Source organism: Streptomyces spororaveus (assembly GCF_016755875.1).
In the GTDB taxonomy this organism is placed as follows: domain Bacteria; phylum Actinomycetota; class Actinomycetes; order Streptomycetales; family Streptomycetaceae; genus Streptomyces; species Streptomyces spororaveus.
In genome coordinates this window covers 2,224,822-2,243,298 of record NZ_BNED01000005.1, presented here as the reverse complement: position 1 = coordinate 2,243,298, position 18,477 = coordinate 2,224,822, and the positions used below count along the sequence as shown (strand labels likewise).

Genomic DNA, 18,477 nt, shown 5'->3' with positions numbered 1-18,477 from the left:
CCTACAGCTCGTGGCCCAGGTCCGCGGCCAGCCGCGTCACCAGGTCGTGGGCCGCGTCCGGGATGACCGTTCCGGGCGGGAACACCGCCGTCGCGCCCATCTCCAGCAGCGTCGGGACATCGGCGGGCGGGATCACCCCACCCACGACGATCATGATGTCCTCGCGGCCCTCCTCCGCCAGCTGCTCGCGCAGCGCCGGTACGAGGGTCAGGTGGCCGGCCGCCAGCGACGACACGCCCACCACGTGGACGTCCGCCTCGACGGCCTGCCGGGCCACCTCCGCCGGGGTCTGGAACAGCGGGCCGACGTCCACGTCGAAGCCCAGGTCGGCGAACGCGGTCGCGATCACCTTCTGGCCGCGGTCGTGGCCGTCCTGGCCCATCTTGGCGACCAGGATGCGCGGACGACGGCCCTCCGCCTCCTCGAACCGGTCCACCAGCGCACGGGTGCGTTCCACCGACGGGGACTCCCCTGCTTCGCTTCGGTACACGCCCGCGATCGTACGGATCTGGCTCGCGTGCCGCCCGTACACCTTCTCCAGTGCGTCCGAGATCTCACCGACGGTGGCCTTGGCGCGCGCCGCGTCCACCGCCAGCGCCAGCAGGTTGCCGTCGCCGCGCCCGGCGGCGTTCGTCAGCGCCCGCAGCGTGTCCTGCGTGACCGCCTCGTCGCGCTCCTCGCGCAGCCGCCGCAGCTTGGCGATCTGCTGCGAGCGCACCGAGGAGTTGTCGACCTTGAGGACGTCGATCGCCTCGTCGTTCTCCACGCGGTACTTGTTGACGCCGATCACCGGCTGTCGGCCCGAGTCGATCCGCGCCTGCGTACGGGCCGCGGCCTCCTCCACGCGCAGCTTCGGGATGCCCGCGTCGATGGCCTGCGCCATACCGCCGGCCGCCTCGACCTCCTCGATGTGCTGCCAGGCGCGGCGCGCCAGGTCATACGTCAGCTTCTCGACGTACGCGCTGCCGCCCCACGGGTCGATCGACCGGCAGGTCCCCGACTCCTGCTGGAGCAGCAGCTGGGTGTTGCGGGCGATGCGCGCCGAGAAGTCCGTCGGCAGCGCGAGCGCCTCGTCGAGGGCGTTGGTGTGCAGCGACTGGGTGTGGCCCTGGGTCGCGGCCATCGCCTCGATGCAGGTGCGCGTGACGTTGTTGAAGACGTCCTGCGCGGTCAGCGACCAGCCGGAGGTCTGCGAATGCGTGCGCAGCGACAGCGACTTGGCGTTCTTCGGATCGAACTGCTTGACCAGCCGCGCCCACAGCAGGCGGGCCGCGCGCAGCTTCGCGACCTCCATGAAGAAGTTCATGCCGATGGCCCAGAAGAACGACAGGCGCGGCGCGAACGCGTCCACGTCCAGCCCCACCGCCTGCCCGGCGCGCAGGTACTCCACGCCGTCCGCGAGGGTGTACGCCAGCTCCAGGTCGGCCGTGGCCCCGGCCTCCTGGATGTGGTAGCCCGAGATGGAGATCGAGTTGTACCGCGGCATCTTCTGCGAGGTGAACGCGAAGATGTCCGAGATGATCCGCATCGAGGGCTTCGGCGGATAGATGTAGGTGTTGCGGACCATGAACTCCTTGAGGATGTCGTTCTGGATGGTCCCGGCGAGCTTGTCGGGGGAGACGCCCTGCTCCTCCGCCGCCACGATGTAGAGCGCGAGGACCGGCAGCACCGCGCCGTTCATCGTCATCGACACCGACATCTTGTCCAGCGGGATCCCGTCGAACAGCTGCCGCATGTCGTAGATCGAGTCGATCGCCACGCCCGCCATGCCGACATCGCCCGTCACCCGCGGGTGGTCGCTGTCGTAGCCGCGGTGCGTCGGCAGGTCGAAGGCCACCGACAGACCCTTCTGGCCGGACGCCAGATTGCGCCGGTAGAAGGCGTTCGACTCCTCGGCCGTGGAGAAACCGGCGTACTGCCGGATCGTCCAGGGCTGGTTCACGTACATCGTCGGGTACGGGCCGCGCAGGTACGGGGCCACACCCGGGTAGGTCTTCAGGAAGTCCAGGCCCTCGGTGTCCCGGCCCGTGTAGAGCGGCTTGACGCCGATGCCCTCGGGGGTCTCCCACAGCAGGTCGGCCGCGGCCGTCCCGGTGGACTCCTTCACCGAGGAGCGCCACTGCTCCTCGGTGACGCCACCGGAGGCGGCGGGTCCGAGCGCCAGCTCGGAGAAATCGGGGATGCTCATGCCTGCACGCCCATCCGGTCGAGTACGGAGGACAGCACGGCGACGGCGTCACAGCCGGCGAAGACGTACTCGTCCACGGAAGCCCCGGCCGTGCCCGGCCGGCCGGCGAGGAACACGGTCGTGGCGCCCGCCGCGCGCAGGGCCTCGGACACCGCCGCGGCCTGCTCCTCGTACAGCGCGTCGCTGGAGCAGAGCACGGCCATGCCGTCCGCGCCGCTCGCCGCGTACGCCTCGGCGGCCGTCGCCGGATCCACCGACACCGGATCGTGCACCGGTTCGATGCCGCCCGCCTGGAAGAGGTTCGAGGCGAAGGTGGCGCGCGCGGTGTGCGCGGCCGCCGGGCCCAGGGCGGCGAGGAAGATCCTCGGCCGCGCTCCGGTCGCCGCCAGGTGCGCGTCACTGCGGGCGCGCAGGGCCTCGTACGCCTCGTCGCGCCGGACGCGGGGCAGCCCGCCCGCCGGGCCGGCGGGCGCGGGCTCGCGCACGACCGGCTTCTCCGAGAGCAGCGGGAACTCGCTGACGCCCGTGATCGGCTCGCGGCGCTTCGCCAGCTTCTTCGAGCGCTCGGCCCACGTGGCGGCGAGCCGCTCGGCGACCAGCCCGGAACGCAGGGCGGCGGCCTGACCGCCGGCCTTCTCCAGGGTCTGGAAGAACCCCCAGGCGGCGTGGGCGAGTTCGTCGGTGAGGCGCTCGACGTAGTACGAGCCGCCCGCCGGGTCGATCACCCGGGCCAGGTGCGACTCCTCCAGCAGGATGGTGGAGGTGTTGCGGGAGATCCGGCGCGCGAAGGCGTCCGGCAGTCCCAGCTCGTTGTCGAAGGGGAGCACGGTCACCGAGTCCGCACCGCCCACTCCCGCGGCCATGCAGGCCACGGTGGTGCGGAGCATGTTCACCCACGGGTCGCGGCGGGTCATCATCACCGGCGAGGTCACCGCGTGCTGGAGCTGGGCACCCGCCTCCGGGGCCCCCGAGGCCTCGGCGATGCGGGCCCACAGCCGGCGCGCGGCGCGCAGCTTGGCGATCGTCAGGAACTGGTCGGCGGTGGCGGCGTAGCGGAACTCCAGCTGCCCGAGCGCCGCTGCGGTGCTCAGCCCGGCCCCGGTGAGGGCGCGCAGGTAGGCGACACCGGTGGCCAGGGACAGGCCCAGTTCCTCGGCGGCGCTGCCACCGGCCTCGTGGTACGGCAGCGCGTCCACGGTCAGGGCGCGCACCCCGGGCCAGCCGGCGGCGGCCTCCAGGGCCAGCCCGACGGCGTCGGCCGCGTCCAGGGCCTCACCCGTGCGGGCCTCGTGGCCCAGGGGGTCGGCGCCCAGCGAGGCCCGAGCGGCCTCGGGGGCCACCGCGCGCTCGGTGAACAGACGCAGCAACGCACGCGCGGCTTCGGCGTATTGGGCGCCGGCCTCCAGGGCGACGGGGGCGAGGTCCAGGTAGACGCCGTCCAGCGCCCGGCCGAGGCCCTCGACGGGGAGACCGCCCCGGCCCACGGTGAGCCAGAGGGAGGTGACCCCGTTCTCCAGGTCGGCGAGGGCGGCCTCGTTCACGCGTACCGGGTCGGTGCCCGCGAGGCGCTGGCGCACGTCCCAGCCGTTCGCGGTGGTGCCTTCCGGCCTGCCCCCGCGGACGAACGGGGCGAAGCCGGGGAAACCGGTGTCGGGAGCCGCCCCGTCGGGCGGCGCGGTGTAGAGCGGGCGCGTGGTGAGCCCGTCCTCGATTGGGGTGGACAACGCGTCTTCTGCGGCTTCGCCGGAGACTTCCTTGCCCGACTTGCGCAGTACGCCTTCTACAAGGCGCTGCCACTGCTCATGCGTCGCGTCAGGGAACTCGGCGGCCAGGGAGAGCCCGTCGTCAGGCAGGACCGTCATGGCTCGAATGTAGGGGAGCGCGCTCAGCTGGCACCATACCGGTGGGTGTGATCTCGCCCTCTCGGGCCGTGCCGAAGGGATCCTGGAACACCTGGCTGAGCAGCACGGTTGCCGCCGCCTCGGGGAGTACGGCGGGCCCCGCGTGCGGGACCACGATCCGCTCGGGATCGTCGCAGACGTGCGAGAGCTCCATCGCGGCGGCCCGGATCTCCTCCAGATATCCCTCGTCGAGGACGCTCGCCAGCTCGGTCACGACCATGACCGCCGGATTGAAGACATCCAACAGAAGGGCCGCCGCGCGGCCCACCGCGCGGGCGCGCTCGCGCAGCAGCCGGTCGGCGCGCGGGTCGCCGGTGGCCGCCGCGTCCACCAGCAGGTTGACCGACGGGTCCGGCACGATGCCCCGGCGCACGGCCTCGGCGCCGAGCGCGGTGTCGGACGCGGTCGCCTCCAGGCAGCCGGTACGCCCGCACGCGCACGCGGCGGCCGACCGCGGCACCGGCAGGTGGGCCACGTCGCCGGCGGCCGCGCCCGGACCCTGGTGGACGGTGCCCTCGATCCCGAAGGCGGCGTCGACCACGCGGCCGATGAACAGGTGCACCAGGCTCCGGCGGGCCTCGGGCCGGCCGAAGAGGATCTCGGCCCGTGCGACGGCCCGGGCGTGGTTGTCGACCCGTACCGGCAGCCCGAGCGCGGTCGACAGCTCGGCGGCGAGCGGCTTGCGGGTCCATCCCAGCGCGGGGTGCCGTACGACGGTCCCCTCGTCCGGGCCGACCCATCCGCCCAGGGCCGCGCCGACCCCGAGAAGGGGCCGCCCGGATTCGTGGGCGTGGAGGAAGCGGCGCAGTCCGGAGGCGATCGCGGCGGACAGCCCGTCCGCGGGGCGCCCCTCGTGCGGGAAGCTCCGGCGGGCGAGCAGCTGCCCCCGCAGGTCGACGAGGCTGAAGGTCGAATGCGGCACCCCGATGTGCAGCCCGGCCGCGACCGGCCCGCCGACGGCGCCGGTGTGCAGGTCCAGCGGGATCCGCGGCCGGCCCACGCCGCCGCCGGGCCCGGGCAGCTCGCGCAGCAGCCCGGCGCGGAGCAGGCCGGTGGTCTGCCGGGACACGGCGGCGGGGCTCAGCCCGCACAGCGGGGCGATCGCGCTGCGGGCGACCGGGCCGTGGTCGAGCACCGTCCGCAGCACGGCGGCGGCATTGGCGGCGGCCCGGCTGTCACCGGCCATACGCGTCACGCGGTTCTCCTCGGGGGTCGGGGTGTCTCCCGATCATGCCGGTTCCCGTGCCGGCGCCGGTGACGGTTCGGCCGAGCCGGGCGAACGCATGGCGGCCGCATTGCGGGACCATGAAATCCAGCCACGCTTTTCGGCCGCCCGCAGGCGTGGCGTACGGGCGAATGCGCAGGTCGCGGCGGGTGCGGAGGGCTGGACCCGGGGGGCACCGGGCGGCCACGGCGGGGGTTGACCCGGGCCGGGAGCCGCTGACACGCTCCGGGACATGTCCGCGAACGCACTCCTCGCCCCGCGGCTCCACACCACCGGCGTCTGTACCGAGCCGGGAGAGTGTCCGGGCCGCTGTCCGGCCCCCGGCCGCGCCTGACCGGGGCGCCCGCCCGACCTCTTCCCGTTCCGGGACACCTCCAGGGGTGGTGCCCCGGAACGGGATCGGCCCCCCCGCCCCCCTGCCGCGGACCTGCTCCGGGTTCTCCCGAGGTGTCGCTCGTCGAGTGCCCACCGGCCGGCCCCCTCGGAAGCTCCTGCCGACAGCCCCCTCCTGAGGTCCCGTACCCGGGCTCCCCGGGACGGCGGTGCCTCCGCCGGGGCCGCCGGGCCGGGGCGTCCTGCTCCGAAGGTGCCCGGGAGGCCCCTTCCCGACGTCCCGTACCGGGGATCCACGGGAAGGGCGGCCCGCGCGGACGTCCTCGCGGATCCCGCGCACCGAGGTGCTCCCGTCGCGGGGTGACGCCGGGGGTTCCTTCTCGGGGGCGGGGTCGCCCGAGGGGCCTCCGCGCTCTCGGGCACCCACTTCCCGAACCGGCCGCCTCACAGCCGCTCCGTCCCCGTCCCCGTCCGTCCCGCGGCTGATCCGCCGCACACCCGTACCGGGCCGGCCCGCCCGGCGCCGCCCGGAACCCGCTCCGCCGCACCTCCGCGCCCGTATCCGTCCGGCCCGCCCGAGCGGGATGCCCACATCACTGTTTCTTCCGCTGCGGAAATAATCCCCGCCGCCCTGACCAGGGAGTCCTCATGGCCACTGCCCTCACCACCGCCACCACCACCGTCACCAAGATCGGCGGCCGCATCGGCGCCGAGATCGGCGGCGTACGGCTCGGCGGCGACCTGCCCGACGGCACCGTCGCCGAGATCCGGTCCGCGCTCCTCGCCCACAAGGTCGTCTTCTTCCGCGGCCAGGACCACCTCGACGAAGCCGGTCACGAAGCCTTCGCCCAGCTGCTCGGCGCGCCCGTCGCGCACCCCACCGTCCCCTCCGCGGACGGCCGTTACGCCCTCGGGATCGACTCCCACCACGGCGCCCGCGCCAACCAGTGGCACACCGACGTCACCTTCGTCCCCGCCTACCCCGCCTTCTCCATCCTCCGCGCCGTCACCATCCCCCCGTACGGCGGCAACACCCTCTGGGCCAACACCGCCACCGCCTACAGCAACCTCCCCGCCCCGCTGCGCGCCCTCGCCGACAGCCTGCGCGCCGTCCACTCCAACGAGTACGACTACGCCGCCCTCAAGCCCGACGCCCTGCCCGAGGCCCTGGCCCAGTACCGCGAGGTGTTCACCTCCACCAAGTTCCTGACCGAGCACCCGGTGGTCCGCGTCCACCCCGAGACCGGCGAACGCACCCTGCTCCTCGGCAACTTCGTCCAGCGGATCAACGGCCTCACCGGCCGCGACTCCCGCACCCTCCAGGACCTCTTCCAGTCGCACATCGAGAGCCCCGAGAACACCGTCCGCTGGCAGTGGCGGGCCGGCGACGTCGCGATCTGGGACAACCGCGCCACCCAGCACTACGGCGTGGACGACTCCGACGACCACGAGCGCACCCTGCGCCGCGTCACCGTCGACGGCGACGTCCCGGTCGGCCCCGACGGCGAGCCCTCCCGTCTGATCAGCCCGGAGGCCGTCCCGGACCCCTCCTTCGGCATCGCCTCCGGCGCCTCCACCTCCGCCTGACCGGAGCCGGGGCGGCCCGGCCGGAGCCGCCCCGTCCCGCCCGTCCCCGCGGGTCCCCGTCCCCGCGGGTCCCCGTCCCGCGGGCCCCGTCCCCGCCGGGCCCCGTCCCGCTCCCCGTACGACACCCAAGGAGCCCCCGTGCCCAACCTGCTCGCCATCACCGGCAGCCCCTCCGCCCACTCCCGTACCGCCGTGGTCGCCGACCACGTACTGCGCCGCCTGTCCCACTCCGGCTTCGAGACCGCGCACCTGTCCGTGCGTGAGCTCCCCGCCGCCGACCTCCTCGCCGCCCGCCGCGGCGAGCCCGAGATCCGCCGGGCGCTCGAAGCGGTAGCCGGGGCGGACGGCCTGGTCATCGCGACCCCGGTCTACAAGGCCTCGTACACCGGACTGCTCAAGGCCTTCCTCGACCTGCTCCCGCAGGACGGTCTCGACGGCAAGACGGTCCTGCCGCTGGCCACCGGCGGCAGCCTCGCCCACGTCCTGACCATCGACTACGCCCTGCGCCCCGTACTCGCGGCCCTCGGCGCCCGGCACGTCACGGCCGGCCGGTTCGTCCTGGACTCCTCCGTCGAGCGCGGCTCGGGCCCCGACCGGCTGCGGCCCGAAGCCGAACTGGACCTCTACCAGGCCGTCGACGAGTTCGCCGCGGCGCTTCGCTCCACGCACGCCGCCCCCGCCGCGACCTCCGTCACCGCCGCCGTCACCGCCCTCACCGCCACCCCGTAACAGCGCCGCCACCCCGCGACCCGTACCGACAAGGAACCGTCATGCCCGCAGCCTTCACCTCGACCACCACCTCCCGACGCCAGTTCCTCGCCCTGCTCGGCATCTCGGCGGCCGCGGTGAGCTGCGGCACGGCCACCGCGGGCGGCGGCGGTTCCGGCGCGCAGGTCAAGACCCTCAAGTACCAGGGCTCGGTCGGCGCCGTCACGCTCCCCGAACTCGCCGCCGACCTGCAGTACCTGGGCGACCTCAAGCTGGAGTGGGTCGGCAACACCATCAGCGGCCCGCAGGACATCCAGTCCGCCGCCACCGGCCAGACCCACTTCGGCGGCGCCTTCAACGGCGCGATCGTCAAACTCGCCTCCAGCAAGGCCCCCATCAAAGCCGTCATCTCCTACTACGGCGTCGACGAGGCCTCGTACAGCGGCTACTACGTCCTGGAGGACAGCCCGATCCGCTCCGCCCGCGACCTGCTCGGCAAGAAGGTCGGCATGAACACCCTGGGCGCGCACTCCCAGGCCGTCCTCGACATCTACCTGAGCCGCAACGGTCTCGCCAAGGCCGACTCGTCCAAGGTGGAGTCGCTCGTCGTACCGCCCGTCAACACCGACCAGGTACTGCGGCAGAAGCAGATCGACGTGGGCGTGCTGGGCGGCATCCTGCGCGACAAGGCCGTGGCGGCCGGCGGGATCAGACCGCTGTTCAGCGACTTCGACCTGCTCGGCAAGTTCAGCGCCGGCTCCTACATCATGACCGAGCGGTTCATCAGGGAGAACCCGGACACCGTACGCACCTTCGTGACCGGCGTGGCCAAGGCCATCGAGTGGGCCCGCACCACCCCGCGCGAGGAGGTCATCGCGCGCCAGACCGAGATCGTCAAGAAGCGCGGCCGCAACGAGGACACGGCGACCCTCCAGTACTGGCGCTCGTACGGGGTCGCCGAGCACGGCGGCCGGATCGAGGACAAGGAGTTCCAGCTCTGGCTGGACTGGCTCGGCGAGCGCGGCGACATCAAGGCGGGGCAGCTGAAGGCGGCGGACCTCTACACCAACGAGTTCAACGACTTCGGGAAGGGCTGATCCGCCATGGCGAAGATCGTGTTCGAGGACGTGACCAAGACCTTCCCGACGAAGGACAGGAAGAACAAGAGGAACAGGGAGCAGTTCACCGCTCTCGACGGCATCGATCTGGAGATCGGGGCGGGGGAGTTCGTGGTCGTCGTGGGCCCCAGCGGCTGCGGCAAGTCCACCCTCCTGGACCTGCTCGGCGGGCTGACCCGGCCGACGTCCGGGCGGATCCTGCTCGACGGGAAGCCGGTCACCGGGCCGGGCCTGGACCGGGGCATCGTCTTCCAGCAGTACGCCCTGCTGCCCTGGCGCACGGCGCTCGGCAACGTCGAGTTCGGCCTGGAGGCGACCGGCGTCCCACGCCGCGAACGCACGGCGAGGGCACGGGAGTTCCTGGACCTCGTGGGTCTCACCGGCTTCGAGGACCGGCACCCGCACGAGCTCTCCGGCGGCATGCGCCAGCGCGTCGCCATCGCCCGCTCGCTGGCGTACGACCCCGACGTGCTGCTGATGGACGAGCCGTTCGCCGCCCTCGACGCGCAGACCCGCGAGTCCCTCCAGGACGAGCTGCGGCGCATCTGGCAGCGCACCGGGAAGACCATCGTTTTCATCACGCACGGCATCGAGGAGGCGGTCTACCTCGGCCAGAAGGTGGCCGTCATGACCTCCCGCCCGGGCCGCGTCAAGGAGATCGTCCCGGTCTCCTTCGGGGCCCGCGGCGACGGCTTCCTCGGTGAGGAGCTGCGTTCCAGCCCCGAGTTCGCCCGCTACCGCCACGAGGTCTGGACCCTGCTCCACGACGAGGTGGCCCGTGCCCAGCAACTGGAGAAGGAGGAGGCCACCGTATGAGCACCGACATCACCACACCCACCGAAGCCCCGGCCGGGCAGGACGCGGTACGCGAGGACCCGGCTCCCGCAGCCCCCGCGGCCCCCGCGGCCGCCGACCGGGCGACGAGGGCGGCCCCAACCGCCCTGGCGACCGTTCCGCAGGCCCAGGAGGCCCCCGCCCCGGCCCCCGCCCCCACCCATGGACCGGACGCGCCCGACGCCGCGCCGGAACCGAAGGCCGCCCCCGCCCTGGGCGCCGGGCGCGGAGCCCGACCCGCCCCGGCGTCCCCCGTCCGGAAGGCCGCCGGGGCCCTGGGCCGGTGGCTGCGCGCCACCGCCCTCCGCTCGGCCGCCCTCGTCGCCCTGCTCGCCCTCTGGGAGACCGCGCCCCGCCTCGGCCTGGTCGACGCCACCTTCCTGCCGCCGGTCAGCGAGGTCGCCACGGCCTGGTGGGACCTCCTGGGCAACGGCCAGCTCGGCCAGCACACCCGGGCCAGCCTCGCCCGCTCCTTCGGCGGCTTCGGTATCGCCGTCGTCGTCGCGGTCCCGCTCGGTCTGCTCATCGGCTGGTACCGGCCGGTCGCCGCGCTGCTCGGCCCGCTGCTGGAGGTGTTCCGCAACACGGCCGCACTGGCCCTGCTGCCCGTCTTCGTCCTGCTCCTCGGCATCGGCGAGACCTCGAAGGTCTCGATCGTCGTCTACGCCTGCCTCTGGCCGGTGCTGCTGAACACCATCAGCGCGGTGGGCAACGCCGACCCCACCCTCGTCAGACTGGCCCGCTCGATGGACCTGTCCACCCCGCGGCTCTTCCAGAAGGTGATCCTGCCGGCCTCCGTACCGGCCATCTTCACCGGCATCCGGCTGGCCGGCGCGGTCTCCATCCTCGTCCTGGTGGCCGCCGAGATGATCGGCGCCAAGGCAGGCCTCGGCTACCTGATCAACGCCTCGCAGTACAACTTCGCGATCCCGCAGATGTACGCGGGCATCATCACCATCTCCGCCATCGGCGTGGCCTTCAACCTGCTGCTGGTCACCATCGAACGCCGCCTGAGCACCTGGCGCGTCCCCGCCTGACGCCCCGCGCCGTCCAGGCCGCCACATCACGCGACGCCACCGAACACAGGGAACAGCCATGACCGCGAACCGCACCCTCCACCTCAACGCCTTCCTGATGAACGCCGGCCACCACGACGCCGCCTGGCGGCACCCCGACAGCCGGCCCGAGCTGATCACCGACCTGCGGTACTTCCAGGACCTGGCCCGTACCGCCGAGCGCGGACTGCTCGACTCCATCTTCTTCGCCGACGGGGTCGCCCTCTGGGGCAAGGCCCGCCACAACGCCCTCGGCGGATTCGAGCCGCTCACCCTGCTCTCCGCCATCGCCGCCGTCACCGAGCACATCGGGCTCATCGCCACCGTCTCCACGACCTTCAACGAGCCCTACAACCTGGCCCGCAAGTTCGCCTCCCTCGACCACATCAGCGGCGGCCGGGCCGGCTGGAACATCGTCACCTCCGGCACCGTCGACGAGGCACGCAACTTCAACCGCGACGAACACCTGGAACACCACCTCCGCTACGAGCGCGCCCGCGAGTTCCTGGACGTCGCCACCAAGCTCTGGGACAGCTGGGAGGACGACGCGATCGTCCTCGACAAGGAGCGCGGCATCTACGCCGACACCGACAAACTGCACCCCGCCGCCCACCGCGGCGAGCACTTCGGCGTCGCCGGACCGCTCAACGTCCCGCGCTCCCCGCAGGGCCACCCGCTGCTCGTGCAGGCGGGTTCCTCCGAGGACGGCAAGGAGTTCGCCGCGCAGTACGCCGAGGCCGTCTTCACCGCCCAGCAGACCCTCGCCGACGGCCAGACCTTCTACAAGGACCTCAAGTCCCGCCTCGCCACGTACGGCCGTACCGAGAGCGACCTCCTCGTCCTGCCCGGCATCGCCCCCGTCATCGGATCCACCGAGGCCGAGGCGAAGGCCCTGGAGCAGCAGCTCACCGACCTCCAGGTGCCCGAGTACGGTCTCGCCCAGCTCTCCGGGATGCTGAACGTGGACCTCACCGGCCTGCCCCTGGACGGCCCGCTCCCGGACCTGCCCGAGGAGCGGGACGTCAACGGCAACAAGAGCCGCTTCACCCTCGTCGCCGAGCTCGCCCGCCGCGACAGCCTCACCCTGCGCGAACTGATCGCCCGCCTCGGCGCCGGCCGCGGCCACCGCGTCGTCGCCGGCACCCCCGAGCAGATCGCCGACCAGCTCCAGGAGTGGTTCACCCGGGGCGCCGCCGACGGCTTCAACATCATGGCGCCGGTCCTCCCGACCGGCCTGACGGCCTTCGTCGACCACGTCGTGCCGATCCTCCAGCGGCGCGGGCTCTTCCGCACCGAGTACACCGGAGGCACCCTCCGCGAGAACTACGGCCTCGCCCGGCCCGTCAACCGGTACACCAGGGAGGGCGTATGACCGAGTACGCCGCCGACGTCCTCGTCGTCGGCGGCGGACCGGCCGCCACCTGGGCCGCCCTCAAGGCCGCCGAGGCCGGGGCCCGGGTCGTCCTCGCCGACAAGGGCTACTGCGGTACGAGCGGTGCCACGGCCGCGGGCGGCACCGGCGTCTGGTACGTCCCGCCCGAGCCCGCCGCCCGGGAGGCCGCCATGGCCTCCCGGGAGGGCCTCGGCGGGTACCTGGCCGACCGCCGCTGGATGGCCCGGGTCCTCGACGAGACCTACGACCGGATGAACGAGCTGGCCACGCACGGCCGTTACCCGTTCCCCACCGGCCCGGACGGGCAGTCGCTGCGGGGCGGCCTACAGGGCCCCGAGTACATGCGGCGGATGCGCATCCGGATCCGCCGGGCCGGGGTCCGCGTCCTCGACCACAGCCCGGTCACCGAGCTGCTCACCGACGCGGACGGGGCCGTCGCGGGAGCCGCCGGCTACCGCCGCCAGCTGCGCGAGTCCTACCGCGTCCGGGCCGGCGCCGTGGTCCTCGCCACCGGCGGCTGCGCCTTCCTCAGCGGAGCCCTCGGCACCAACACCAACACCGGCGACGGCGCCCTCTTCGCCGCCGAGGCCGGGGCGGAGCTCTCCGGCATGGAGTTCTCCAACGCCTACGGGATCGCCCCCGAGGGCACCTCCGTCACCAAGACCGCCTTCTACTCCTTCGCCACCTTCTACCGGGAGGACGGCCACGTCCTGGAGGGCGCGGCCAGCCAGGGCGGCCGGTCGGTGATCGCCCGCGAACTCCTCACGGGCGCCCGGGTGTACGCGCGCCTCGACCGCGCCGACGAGCCCGCCCGGGCCGCGATGCGCCTCGCGCAGCCCAACTTCTTCCTCACCTTCGACCGGCTCGGCATCGACCCCTTCACCGACCGCTTCGCCGTCACCCTGCTCGCCGAGGGCACCGTCCGCGGCACCGGCGGCATCCGCATCACCGGAGACGACTGCGCGACCGGCGTGCCCGGGCTGTACGCGGCCGGGGACGCGGCCACCCGCGAGGAGATCTGCGGGGGCTTCACCGGAGGCGGCAGCCACAACGCCGCCTGGGCCATCTCCTCGGGCAGCTGGGCGGGCCGGGGCGCCGCCGGGCACGCCCTGTCCCTCGGCCCGGGCCGGGCCGCTGCCCGCCCCCTCACCGGCGCGGGCGGTGCGGGCCTGCGCCCGACGGGGAGAGCGGCCGCCGGACCGGGACACCGCGAGGCGGTGGCGCTCGTACAGCAGGAGGTGCTCCCCTACGACAAGAACTACCTCCGGCACGGCGACGTCCTGGCGGCTTCCCTGCGCACCCTCGACGCGGCCTGGTCACGGCTGCGCGCGGGCCTGCACGGCGAGGGGGCCGACCTGGTCCGGGCCCGGCAGGCGGCGGCGATGACGGCGCACGCGCGGTGGATGTACGCGGCGGCCCTCGCCCGGTCCGAGAGCCGGGGGATGGCGAGGCGCCTCGACCACCCGGACCAGGACCCTTCCCAGCATCACCGGATCCTGGTCGGCGGGCTGGACCGGGTGTGGACCCGGCCCGCCGCGAAGGAAGGGGTGGCGGCGTGATCGAACTCGTCTCGGCGCAGCGCTGCATCGCGTGCGACAAGTGTGTGGAGGTGTGCCCGACGGATGTCTTCGAACGCGGTCCCGAGGGGATCCCGCTGCTCGTACGGCAGGAGGACTGCCAGACCTGCTTCCTGTGCGAGGCGAACTGCCCGGTGGACGCGCTGTTCGTGGCCCCGCTGACCCGCCCCCTGCCGGAGGATCCCGCCGTACGGGACGAGGCCGGCCTGGCGAGCCGGGGGCTGCTCGGCAGCTACCGGCGCCACATCGGCTGGGGCGAGGGGCGGACGCCCGGGTCGCTGCGGGCGATCGGGCCGCCGCTGGGCCGGGCCGCCCCGCCCATCACGTCCTGAGCGGGTGCGCACCGCCGGAGCCCCGTGCTCCGGCGGTGCGCACGTGCGTCCCGGGGGCGGGTCAGACGGTCAGGACGATCTTGCCGCGGGTGCGGCCCGAGGCGCTCAGCTCCCAGGCCTTGGCGGCTTCGGCGAGCGGCAGCGCGTGCTCCACGTTGACCGTGAGCCTTCCCGCGTCGGCCAGTTCCGCCAGGAAGGTCAGGTCGGTGGTGTCGGGGCGCACCCACAGCTGGTGGGCGCCCTTGGCGGCCGCGTTGTAGTCGGCGATGGAGACCACCCGGTGGCGCTCCTTGACCAGGGACTGCAGCGTCTCGATGACGTCGTCGCCGTAGAAGTCGAGGCCCGCGTCGATGCCTTCGGGCGCGAGCGCGCGGATCCGGTCCGCCAGCCCCTCCCCGTACAGCACGGGCTCCGCGCCGAGGGAGCGCAGGTAGTCGTGGTTGTGCGCGCCCGCCGTGCCGATGACCCGCAGGCCGAGCGCGACCGCGATCTGCACGCCGAGGGATCCGGTGCCGCCGGCCGCGGAGTGGATGACCACGGTCTCCCCGGCCTTGAGGCCGGCACGGGTGAGCGACTGGTAGGCGGTGAGGCCGGCCAGCGGGATGCCCGCGGCCTGCTCGAAGGTCAGCTGGCGGGGCTTGCGGGCGAGGGTGCGGACGGGGGCGGACACCAGCTCGGCGTAGGTGCCGAGTTCGACCCACTCCTTGCGGACGTAGCCGTAGACCTCGTCGCCGACGGCGTAGTCGAAGGTGTCCTCGCCGACCGCCTCGACGACTCCGGCCACGTCCCAGCCGGGTATGACCGGGTAGCGGACTTCGAGGATCGGGTCGAGATATCCGGCGGCGAGCTTCCAGTCCACCGGGTTGACGCCGGCGGCCTTGACCCGGACGAGCACCTCGCCCGGCCCTACCTTGGGCCGCGGCACGTCAACGAGCTGGAGCGTGGCGGGAGTTCCGTATGCGCTGTATGCGATGGCCTTCATGATCGTCACCAACGCGGGCCGCCGGCCGGGTATTCCGGTCCGTCAGGCGGGCAGGGTGTTGCGGTGCGAACTGCGCCGGGCCGCGCTGAAGAGCGCCTGGATCTGCGCACCGGCCTGCTCGACGTCGTCGAGGGGCGAGGGGAAGGGCAGCCGTACGTCGCGGTGGCCGCGCCGCTCCTCCAGCCGCAGGGTGATCCCGTACCGGTCCATGGCGACCGGCAGCGCGCGGAGCACGGTGGCGGTGGGCAGCGGCCGGACCAGGCGCAGCAGCAGGGTGACGAGATCCTGGTGGTCGTCGAGGAGGTGCGTGAGCATGCCCGCCTCGTACGGGGACAGCGGGTCGGGGCAGGCCGCGTCCAGCTCGTCCAGGCCGACGTGCGTGCGGCCCTCAGGGGTCTCCAGGACGGCCCGGTCGAACTCCATGCAGGCGGAGTCGGCGCCGGAGCCCTCGGCGAGGTCGGCGTAGGGGGTGAGCAGCCGGCCCAGCACGGTGACGCGGGCGCGCACCCGGTCCCGTACGGGGGTGGGCGCGATGTCGGTGAACTCCAGCCGGATCGCGGGCCGGTACTCGGCCTCCCCGCCGGGCTCGGCGGGGTGCAGGTGCAGCCGTCCCATCGGGTCGCTGCCGTCGAGGTGGCGGACCTCGGAGCGCAGGCCGTCGGTGACCACGGTCATGGAGTGGGCGGCGGTCAGGATCGACCGGATGCGCTCGGCATCGGTGGGCCGGTCGGCCGGGGTGGCGGGGGCACCGAACAGGCGCATGCGGATCTCTCCTCGTCCGAGTGACTTAGGTATGCCTAACCTAACCTATCCGGCTCTCCGAGAGTACCCGGCACGCTCGTGTCGTTGTTGGGCTGAACGGGTGAAACGCGAGAGGATGGGGGGATGCACATGAAGCGCACGGCCGAGGCGGCCCGGTGAGCAGGTACGACGTCACCGACGAACAGTGGGAGGGGCTCGCGCAGGTGGTCCCCCTGCGCAGTCGCAACGAATGGCCCTCCCGGGTGGACCACCGCACGATTCCCACCGCGCCCGGGGCGTCGGCGGCGGAGCAGCGGCGCTTCGTGGTGATCAGAGTTCAGATCTTCGCCGACGCGCGGGAGGTGGCGGAGTACCTGATCGCACAGATCCCGGTCCTGCTCGACCTCACCGGGGCGGACAGCGAAGTGGCCAAGCGGATCCTGGACTTCAGCAGCGGCGTGGTCTTCGGCCTGGGCAGCGGGATGCACCGGGTGGACCGGAACGTCTTCCTGCTCGCGCCGGTGGGGACCGAGGTCGAGGGGATCGCGGCCGCGGCCGTCCCCCGATCGTAGGAAGGTCCCCGCGAGGGAACGGTTCGCCGGAGCCACGGGGGGTCCGGCGAGCCGTACCGTCCCGCGCATGGACGTCACCTCGGACGCGACGGCGGGGCGCACCGCCGCCACCCTCGCGTTAGCCGACACCCGAACCGACTGCCCCGACGAGGCCGGACGACCGGACGGCGGCCGGCCCGCCACGGCGCCACCGACCCCACGCACCCCACCCGACGCACCGACCACGGCCGTGGCTTCCGGGGCTCCCGCTACCTCCGCGACCTCCGCGGCATCCTCGGCCTCCGCGACCTCTGCGGCATCCTCGGCCTCCGGGGTCGCCGACCCGGTCGAGCCGTCGCAGGCGGGCCCCCGCGTCTGCGGCAGTCCTGCCGAGCCCGCGCAGCGGCAGTCGCGGCAGCCGAGGCCCGTGGTCACCGAGCTGAGGCTCTCCGCCTTCGGGCCGCACCGCTCGGCCGTCTTCCCGCTGGGCCCCCTCACCCTCTTCGCCGGGCCGAGCGGCAGCGGCAAGTCCCAGGCGCTGGCCGCCTACGAGGCCCTGGCCGTGCTGGCTTCCGGGGCCACGCTGGAGGAGGCCTTCCCGGATCCGCGCGCCCGCATCCCCGACCGGGCCGTCCCCGACGCGCAGCGCCGGCGCGGATTCCGCCTCGGCTGCACCGTGGACGGACCCGCCGGGCCGGTCCGGCTCGACCTCGCCGTCCAGGCCGAGCCCACGCTGCGGATCGTCGGCGAACGGCTCTCGCAGGACGGGCAGATCCTGCTCGCCACCGCGCTGCGCGACCCCGGGCGGCGCTCGGTCCAGGCCGCCTGGCTGACCGGCGGCGCCATCGGCGTCACCCGGGCCCCGCTGCCCGACGACCGGCTCGGCACGGCACTGCTCCCGCTGCGCGTCGCCGGATCCACCGCGGGCCAGCGCAAGGTCCTGACCGCCGCCGAGCAGGTGGTCGTGGCCCTGCGCGCGGTGTTCCCGTGCGACCCCCGACCCGACCGGATGCGCGCCGCCGTCCCGCCGGGCGAGGGCCGGCTGCTGGGTGACTGCACCAACCTGGCCGATGTGCTGCGCCGGACCCGCAGCGAATGCGGCACCCGCCACGCGATGCTGGCGCAGGCGGCCCGCACCGGCTGCGCCGGGCCCGTCGAGGGGCTCGGCGTACGGACCCCGGCGGGCGGCGGCCCCGTCGCGGCGGTACTGGACCGCGGCCCCGGGCGGCCCGCGACGGAGCTGGCCCGGCTGGGCGCGGGCGAACTGCGCTTCCTCGCGCTGGCGCTGGTCCTGCTGACCGGGCCGGGGGTGCTGGCCATGGACCCGGCGGCCGAACTGCTCTCCGCACGGCAGGCCCTGACGGTGCTGGCCGACGGCTTCGACCGGGGCCTCGACCCGCGGCAGAACGCCGAGCTGCTGCGCCTGGCCCTGCTGTCCTGCGGCCGCGGCCACATCCGGCTGGTGGCGGCGGTGGGGGAGGCGACCGCGACGGCCGCCCGCGACCTCCCGGGCGTCGCGATGGTAGACCTGAAGGCATGAACGAGACGCAGGAACAGCCCGAGCGACTGGACCGGCTGCAGCGCCGGCTCGCGCAGTTCGCGGCCGCGCGCGGCTGGGAGCCGTACCACACGCCCAAGAACCTGGCGGTGGCGCTCAGCGTGGAGGCGGCCGAACTGGTCGAAATCTTCCAGTGGCTGACCCCCGAGCAGTCGGCGAAGGTCATGGAGAAGCCGGAATCCGCCCACCGCGTGGCCGATGAGGTGGCCGACGTGCTCGCGTATCTGCTGCAGTTCTGTGAGGTTCTCGGGGTGGATGTGCTGGATGCGCTCGCCGCGAAGATCGAGAGGAACGAACTCCGCTTTCCCGTGCCGGGTACATCGGCACCGAATCGTCACTCTTCGGAGTGATGGACTCATCCACAATCACGTTTGTGTCCACATTTTCCGAATAC

At 73.5% G+C, this 18,477-nt stretch carries 16 protein-coding genes; 11 read left to right on the top strand and 5 right to left on the bottom strand.

The features are described 5' to 3' along the window. Position 1 precedes the first annotated feature (1 nt). The 3 genes from scpA to Sspor_RS12685 are packed head-to-tail and all read right to left on the bottom strand — an operon-like array spanning position 2 to position 5,275. Positions 2–2,188 (bottom strand): methylmalonyl-CoA mutase, encoded by a 2,187-nt coding sequence (gene scpA, locus Sspor_RS12695; protein ID WP_202199229.1) that lies wholly within the window; start codon positions 2,186–2,188, stop codon positions 2–4. Then, the gene (locus tag Sspor_RS12690) at positions 2,185–4,050 is read right to left on the bottom strand and encodes a methylmalonyl-CoA mutase family protein (protein WP_202199228.1); all 1,866 of its coding nucleotides are present in this window, start codon (positions 4,048–4,050) and stop codon (positions 2,185–2,187) included. The genes scpA and Sspor_RS12690 overlap by 4 nt, the downstream gene beginning before the upstream one ends. Next, positions 4,034–5,275, bottom strand: a complete 1,242-nt coding sequence (locus Sspor_RS12685) for an ROK family transcriptional regulator (protein ID WP_202203633.1) — start codon at positions 5,273–5,275, stop codon at positions 4,034–4,036. The genes Sspor_RS12690 and Sspor_RS12685 overlap by 17 nt, the downstream gene beginning before the upstream one ends. Before the next feature lie 1,020 nt (positions 5,276–6,295). Between Sspor_RS12685 and Sspor_RS12680 the strand changes: the two genes are divergently transcribed. From Sspor_RS12680 to Sspor_RS12645, 8 genes are all read left to right on the top strand, one after another. Next, positions 6,296–7,234: a TauD/TfdA dioxygenase family protein gene (locus Sspor_RS12680; protein WP_202199227.1), complete on the top strand. Its 939-nt coding sequence runs from the start codon at positions 6,296–6,298 to the stop codon at positions 7,232–7,234. 138 nt (positions 7,235–7,372) lie between these two features. Further along, positions 7,373–7,963, top strand: coding sequence for an NADPH-dependent FMN reductase (ssuE, locus tag Sspor_RS12675; RefSeq protein ID WP_202199226.1), 591 nt, complete (start codon positions 7,373–7,375; stop codon positions 7,961–7,963). Between the two features lie 41 nt (positions 7,964–8,004). Further along, entirely contained in the window at positions 8,005–9,039 is a 1,035-nt protein-coding gene (locus Sspor_RS12670) for an ABC transporter substrate-binding protein (protein ID WP_202199225.1), read from the top strand. 6 nt (positions 9,040–9,045) lie between these two features. Further along, a complete protein-coding gene (locus tag Sspor_RS12665; protein ID WP_202199224.1) occupies positions 9,046–9,876 on the top strand; it encodes an ABC transporter ATP-binding protein in 831 nt (276 codons plus the stop codon). Next, positions 9,873–10,931 (top strand): ABC transporter permease, encoded by a 1,059-nt coding sequence (locus tag Sspor_RS12660; RefSeq protein WP_237403833.1) that lies wholly within the window; start codon positions 9,873–9,875, stop codon positions 10,929–10,931. Before Sspor_RS12665 ends, Sspor_RS12660 begins: the two co-directional genes overlap by 4 nt. A gap of 58 nt (positions 10,932–10,989) precedes the next feature. Further along, a complete protein-coding gene (locus tag Sspor_RS12655; protein ID WP_202199223.1) occupies positions 10,990–12,321 on the top strand; it encodes an LLM class flavin-dependent oxidoreductase in 1,332 nt (443 codons plus the stop codon). Beyond that, the gene (locus tag Sspor_RS12650) at positions 12,318–13,901 is read left to right on the top strand and encodes an FAD-dependent oxidoreductase (protein WP_202199222.1); all 1,584 of its coding nucleotides are present in this window, start codon (positions 12,318–12,320) and stop codon (positions 13,899–13,901) included. The genes Sspor_RS12655 and Sspor_RS12650 overlap by 4 nt, the downstream gene beginning before the upstream one ends. Continuing rightward, positions 13,898–14,251 carry a 4Fe-4S dicluster domain-containing protein gene (locus Sspor_RS12645; protein WP_237403832.1) on the top strand — a complete coding sequence of 118 codons (354 nt, stop codon included), beginning with the start codon at positions 13,898–13,900 and terminating at the stop codon, positions 14,249–14,251. The genes Sspor_RS12650 and Sspor_RS12645 overlap by 4 nt, the downstream gene beginning before the upstream one ends. Before the next feature lie 61 nt (positions 14,252–14,312). Here the strand turns inward: Sspor_RS12645 and Sspor_RS12640 are convergent, their stop codons facing one another. Further along, positions 14,313–15,233 (bottom strand): NADP-dependent oxidoreductase, encoded by a 921-nt coding sequence (locus Sspor_RS12640; RefSeq protein ID WP_202199220.1) that lies wholly within the window; start codon positions 15,231–15,233, stop codon positions 14,313–14,315. Between the two features lie 42 nt (positions 15,234–15,275). Beyond that, the gene (locus Sspor_RS12635; protein ID WP_202199219.1) at positions 15,276–15,995 is read right to left on the bottom strand and encodes a DUF2470 domain-containing protein; all 720 of its coding nucleotides are present in this window, start codon (positions 15,993–15,995) and stop codon (positions 15,276–15,278) included. Positions 15,996–16,150: 155 nt separating this feature from the next. On the opposite strand from Sspor_RS12635, the gene Sspor_RS12630 reads away from it, so the two are divergent. The 3 genes from Sspor_RS12630 (at position 16,151) to Sspor_RS12620 (ending at position 18,433) form a co-directional block, all read left to right on the top strand. Beyond that, positions 16,151–16,546 (top strand): cell division protein SepF, encoded by a 396-nt coding sequence (locus tag Sspor_RS12630; RefSeq protein WP_030012729.1) that lies wholly within the window; start codon positions 16,151–16,153, stop codon positions 16,544–16,546. 67 nt (positions 16,547–16,613) lie between these two features. After that, complete coding sequence (locus tag Sspor_RS12625) at positions 16,614–18,065, top strand: AAA family ATPase (RefSeq protein WP_237403831.1); 1,452 nt, start codon at positions 16,614–16,616, stop codon at positions 18,063–18,065. Further along, complete coding sequence (locus Sspor_RS12620; RefSeq protein ID WP_202199218.1) at positions 18,062–18,433, top strand: nucleotide pyrophosphohydrolase; 372 nt, start codon at positions 18,062–18,064, stop codon at positions 18,431–18,433. The genes Sspor_RS12625 and Sspor_RS12620 overlap by 4 nt, the downstream gene beginning before the upstream one ends. The last annotated feature ends 44 nt before the right edge of the window (positions 18,434–18,477 follow it).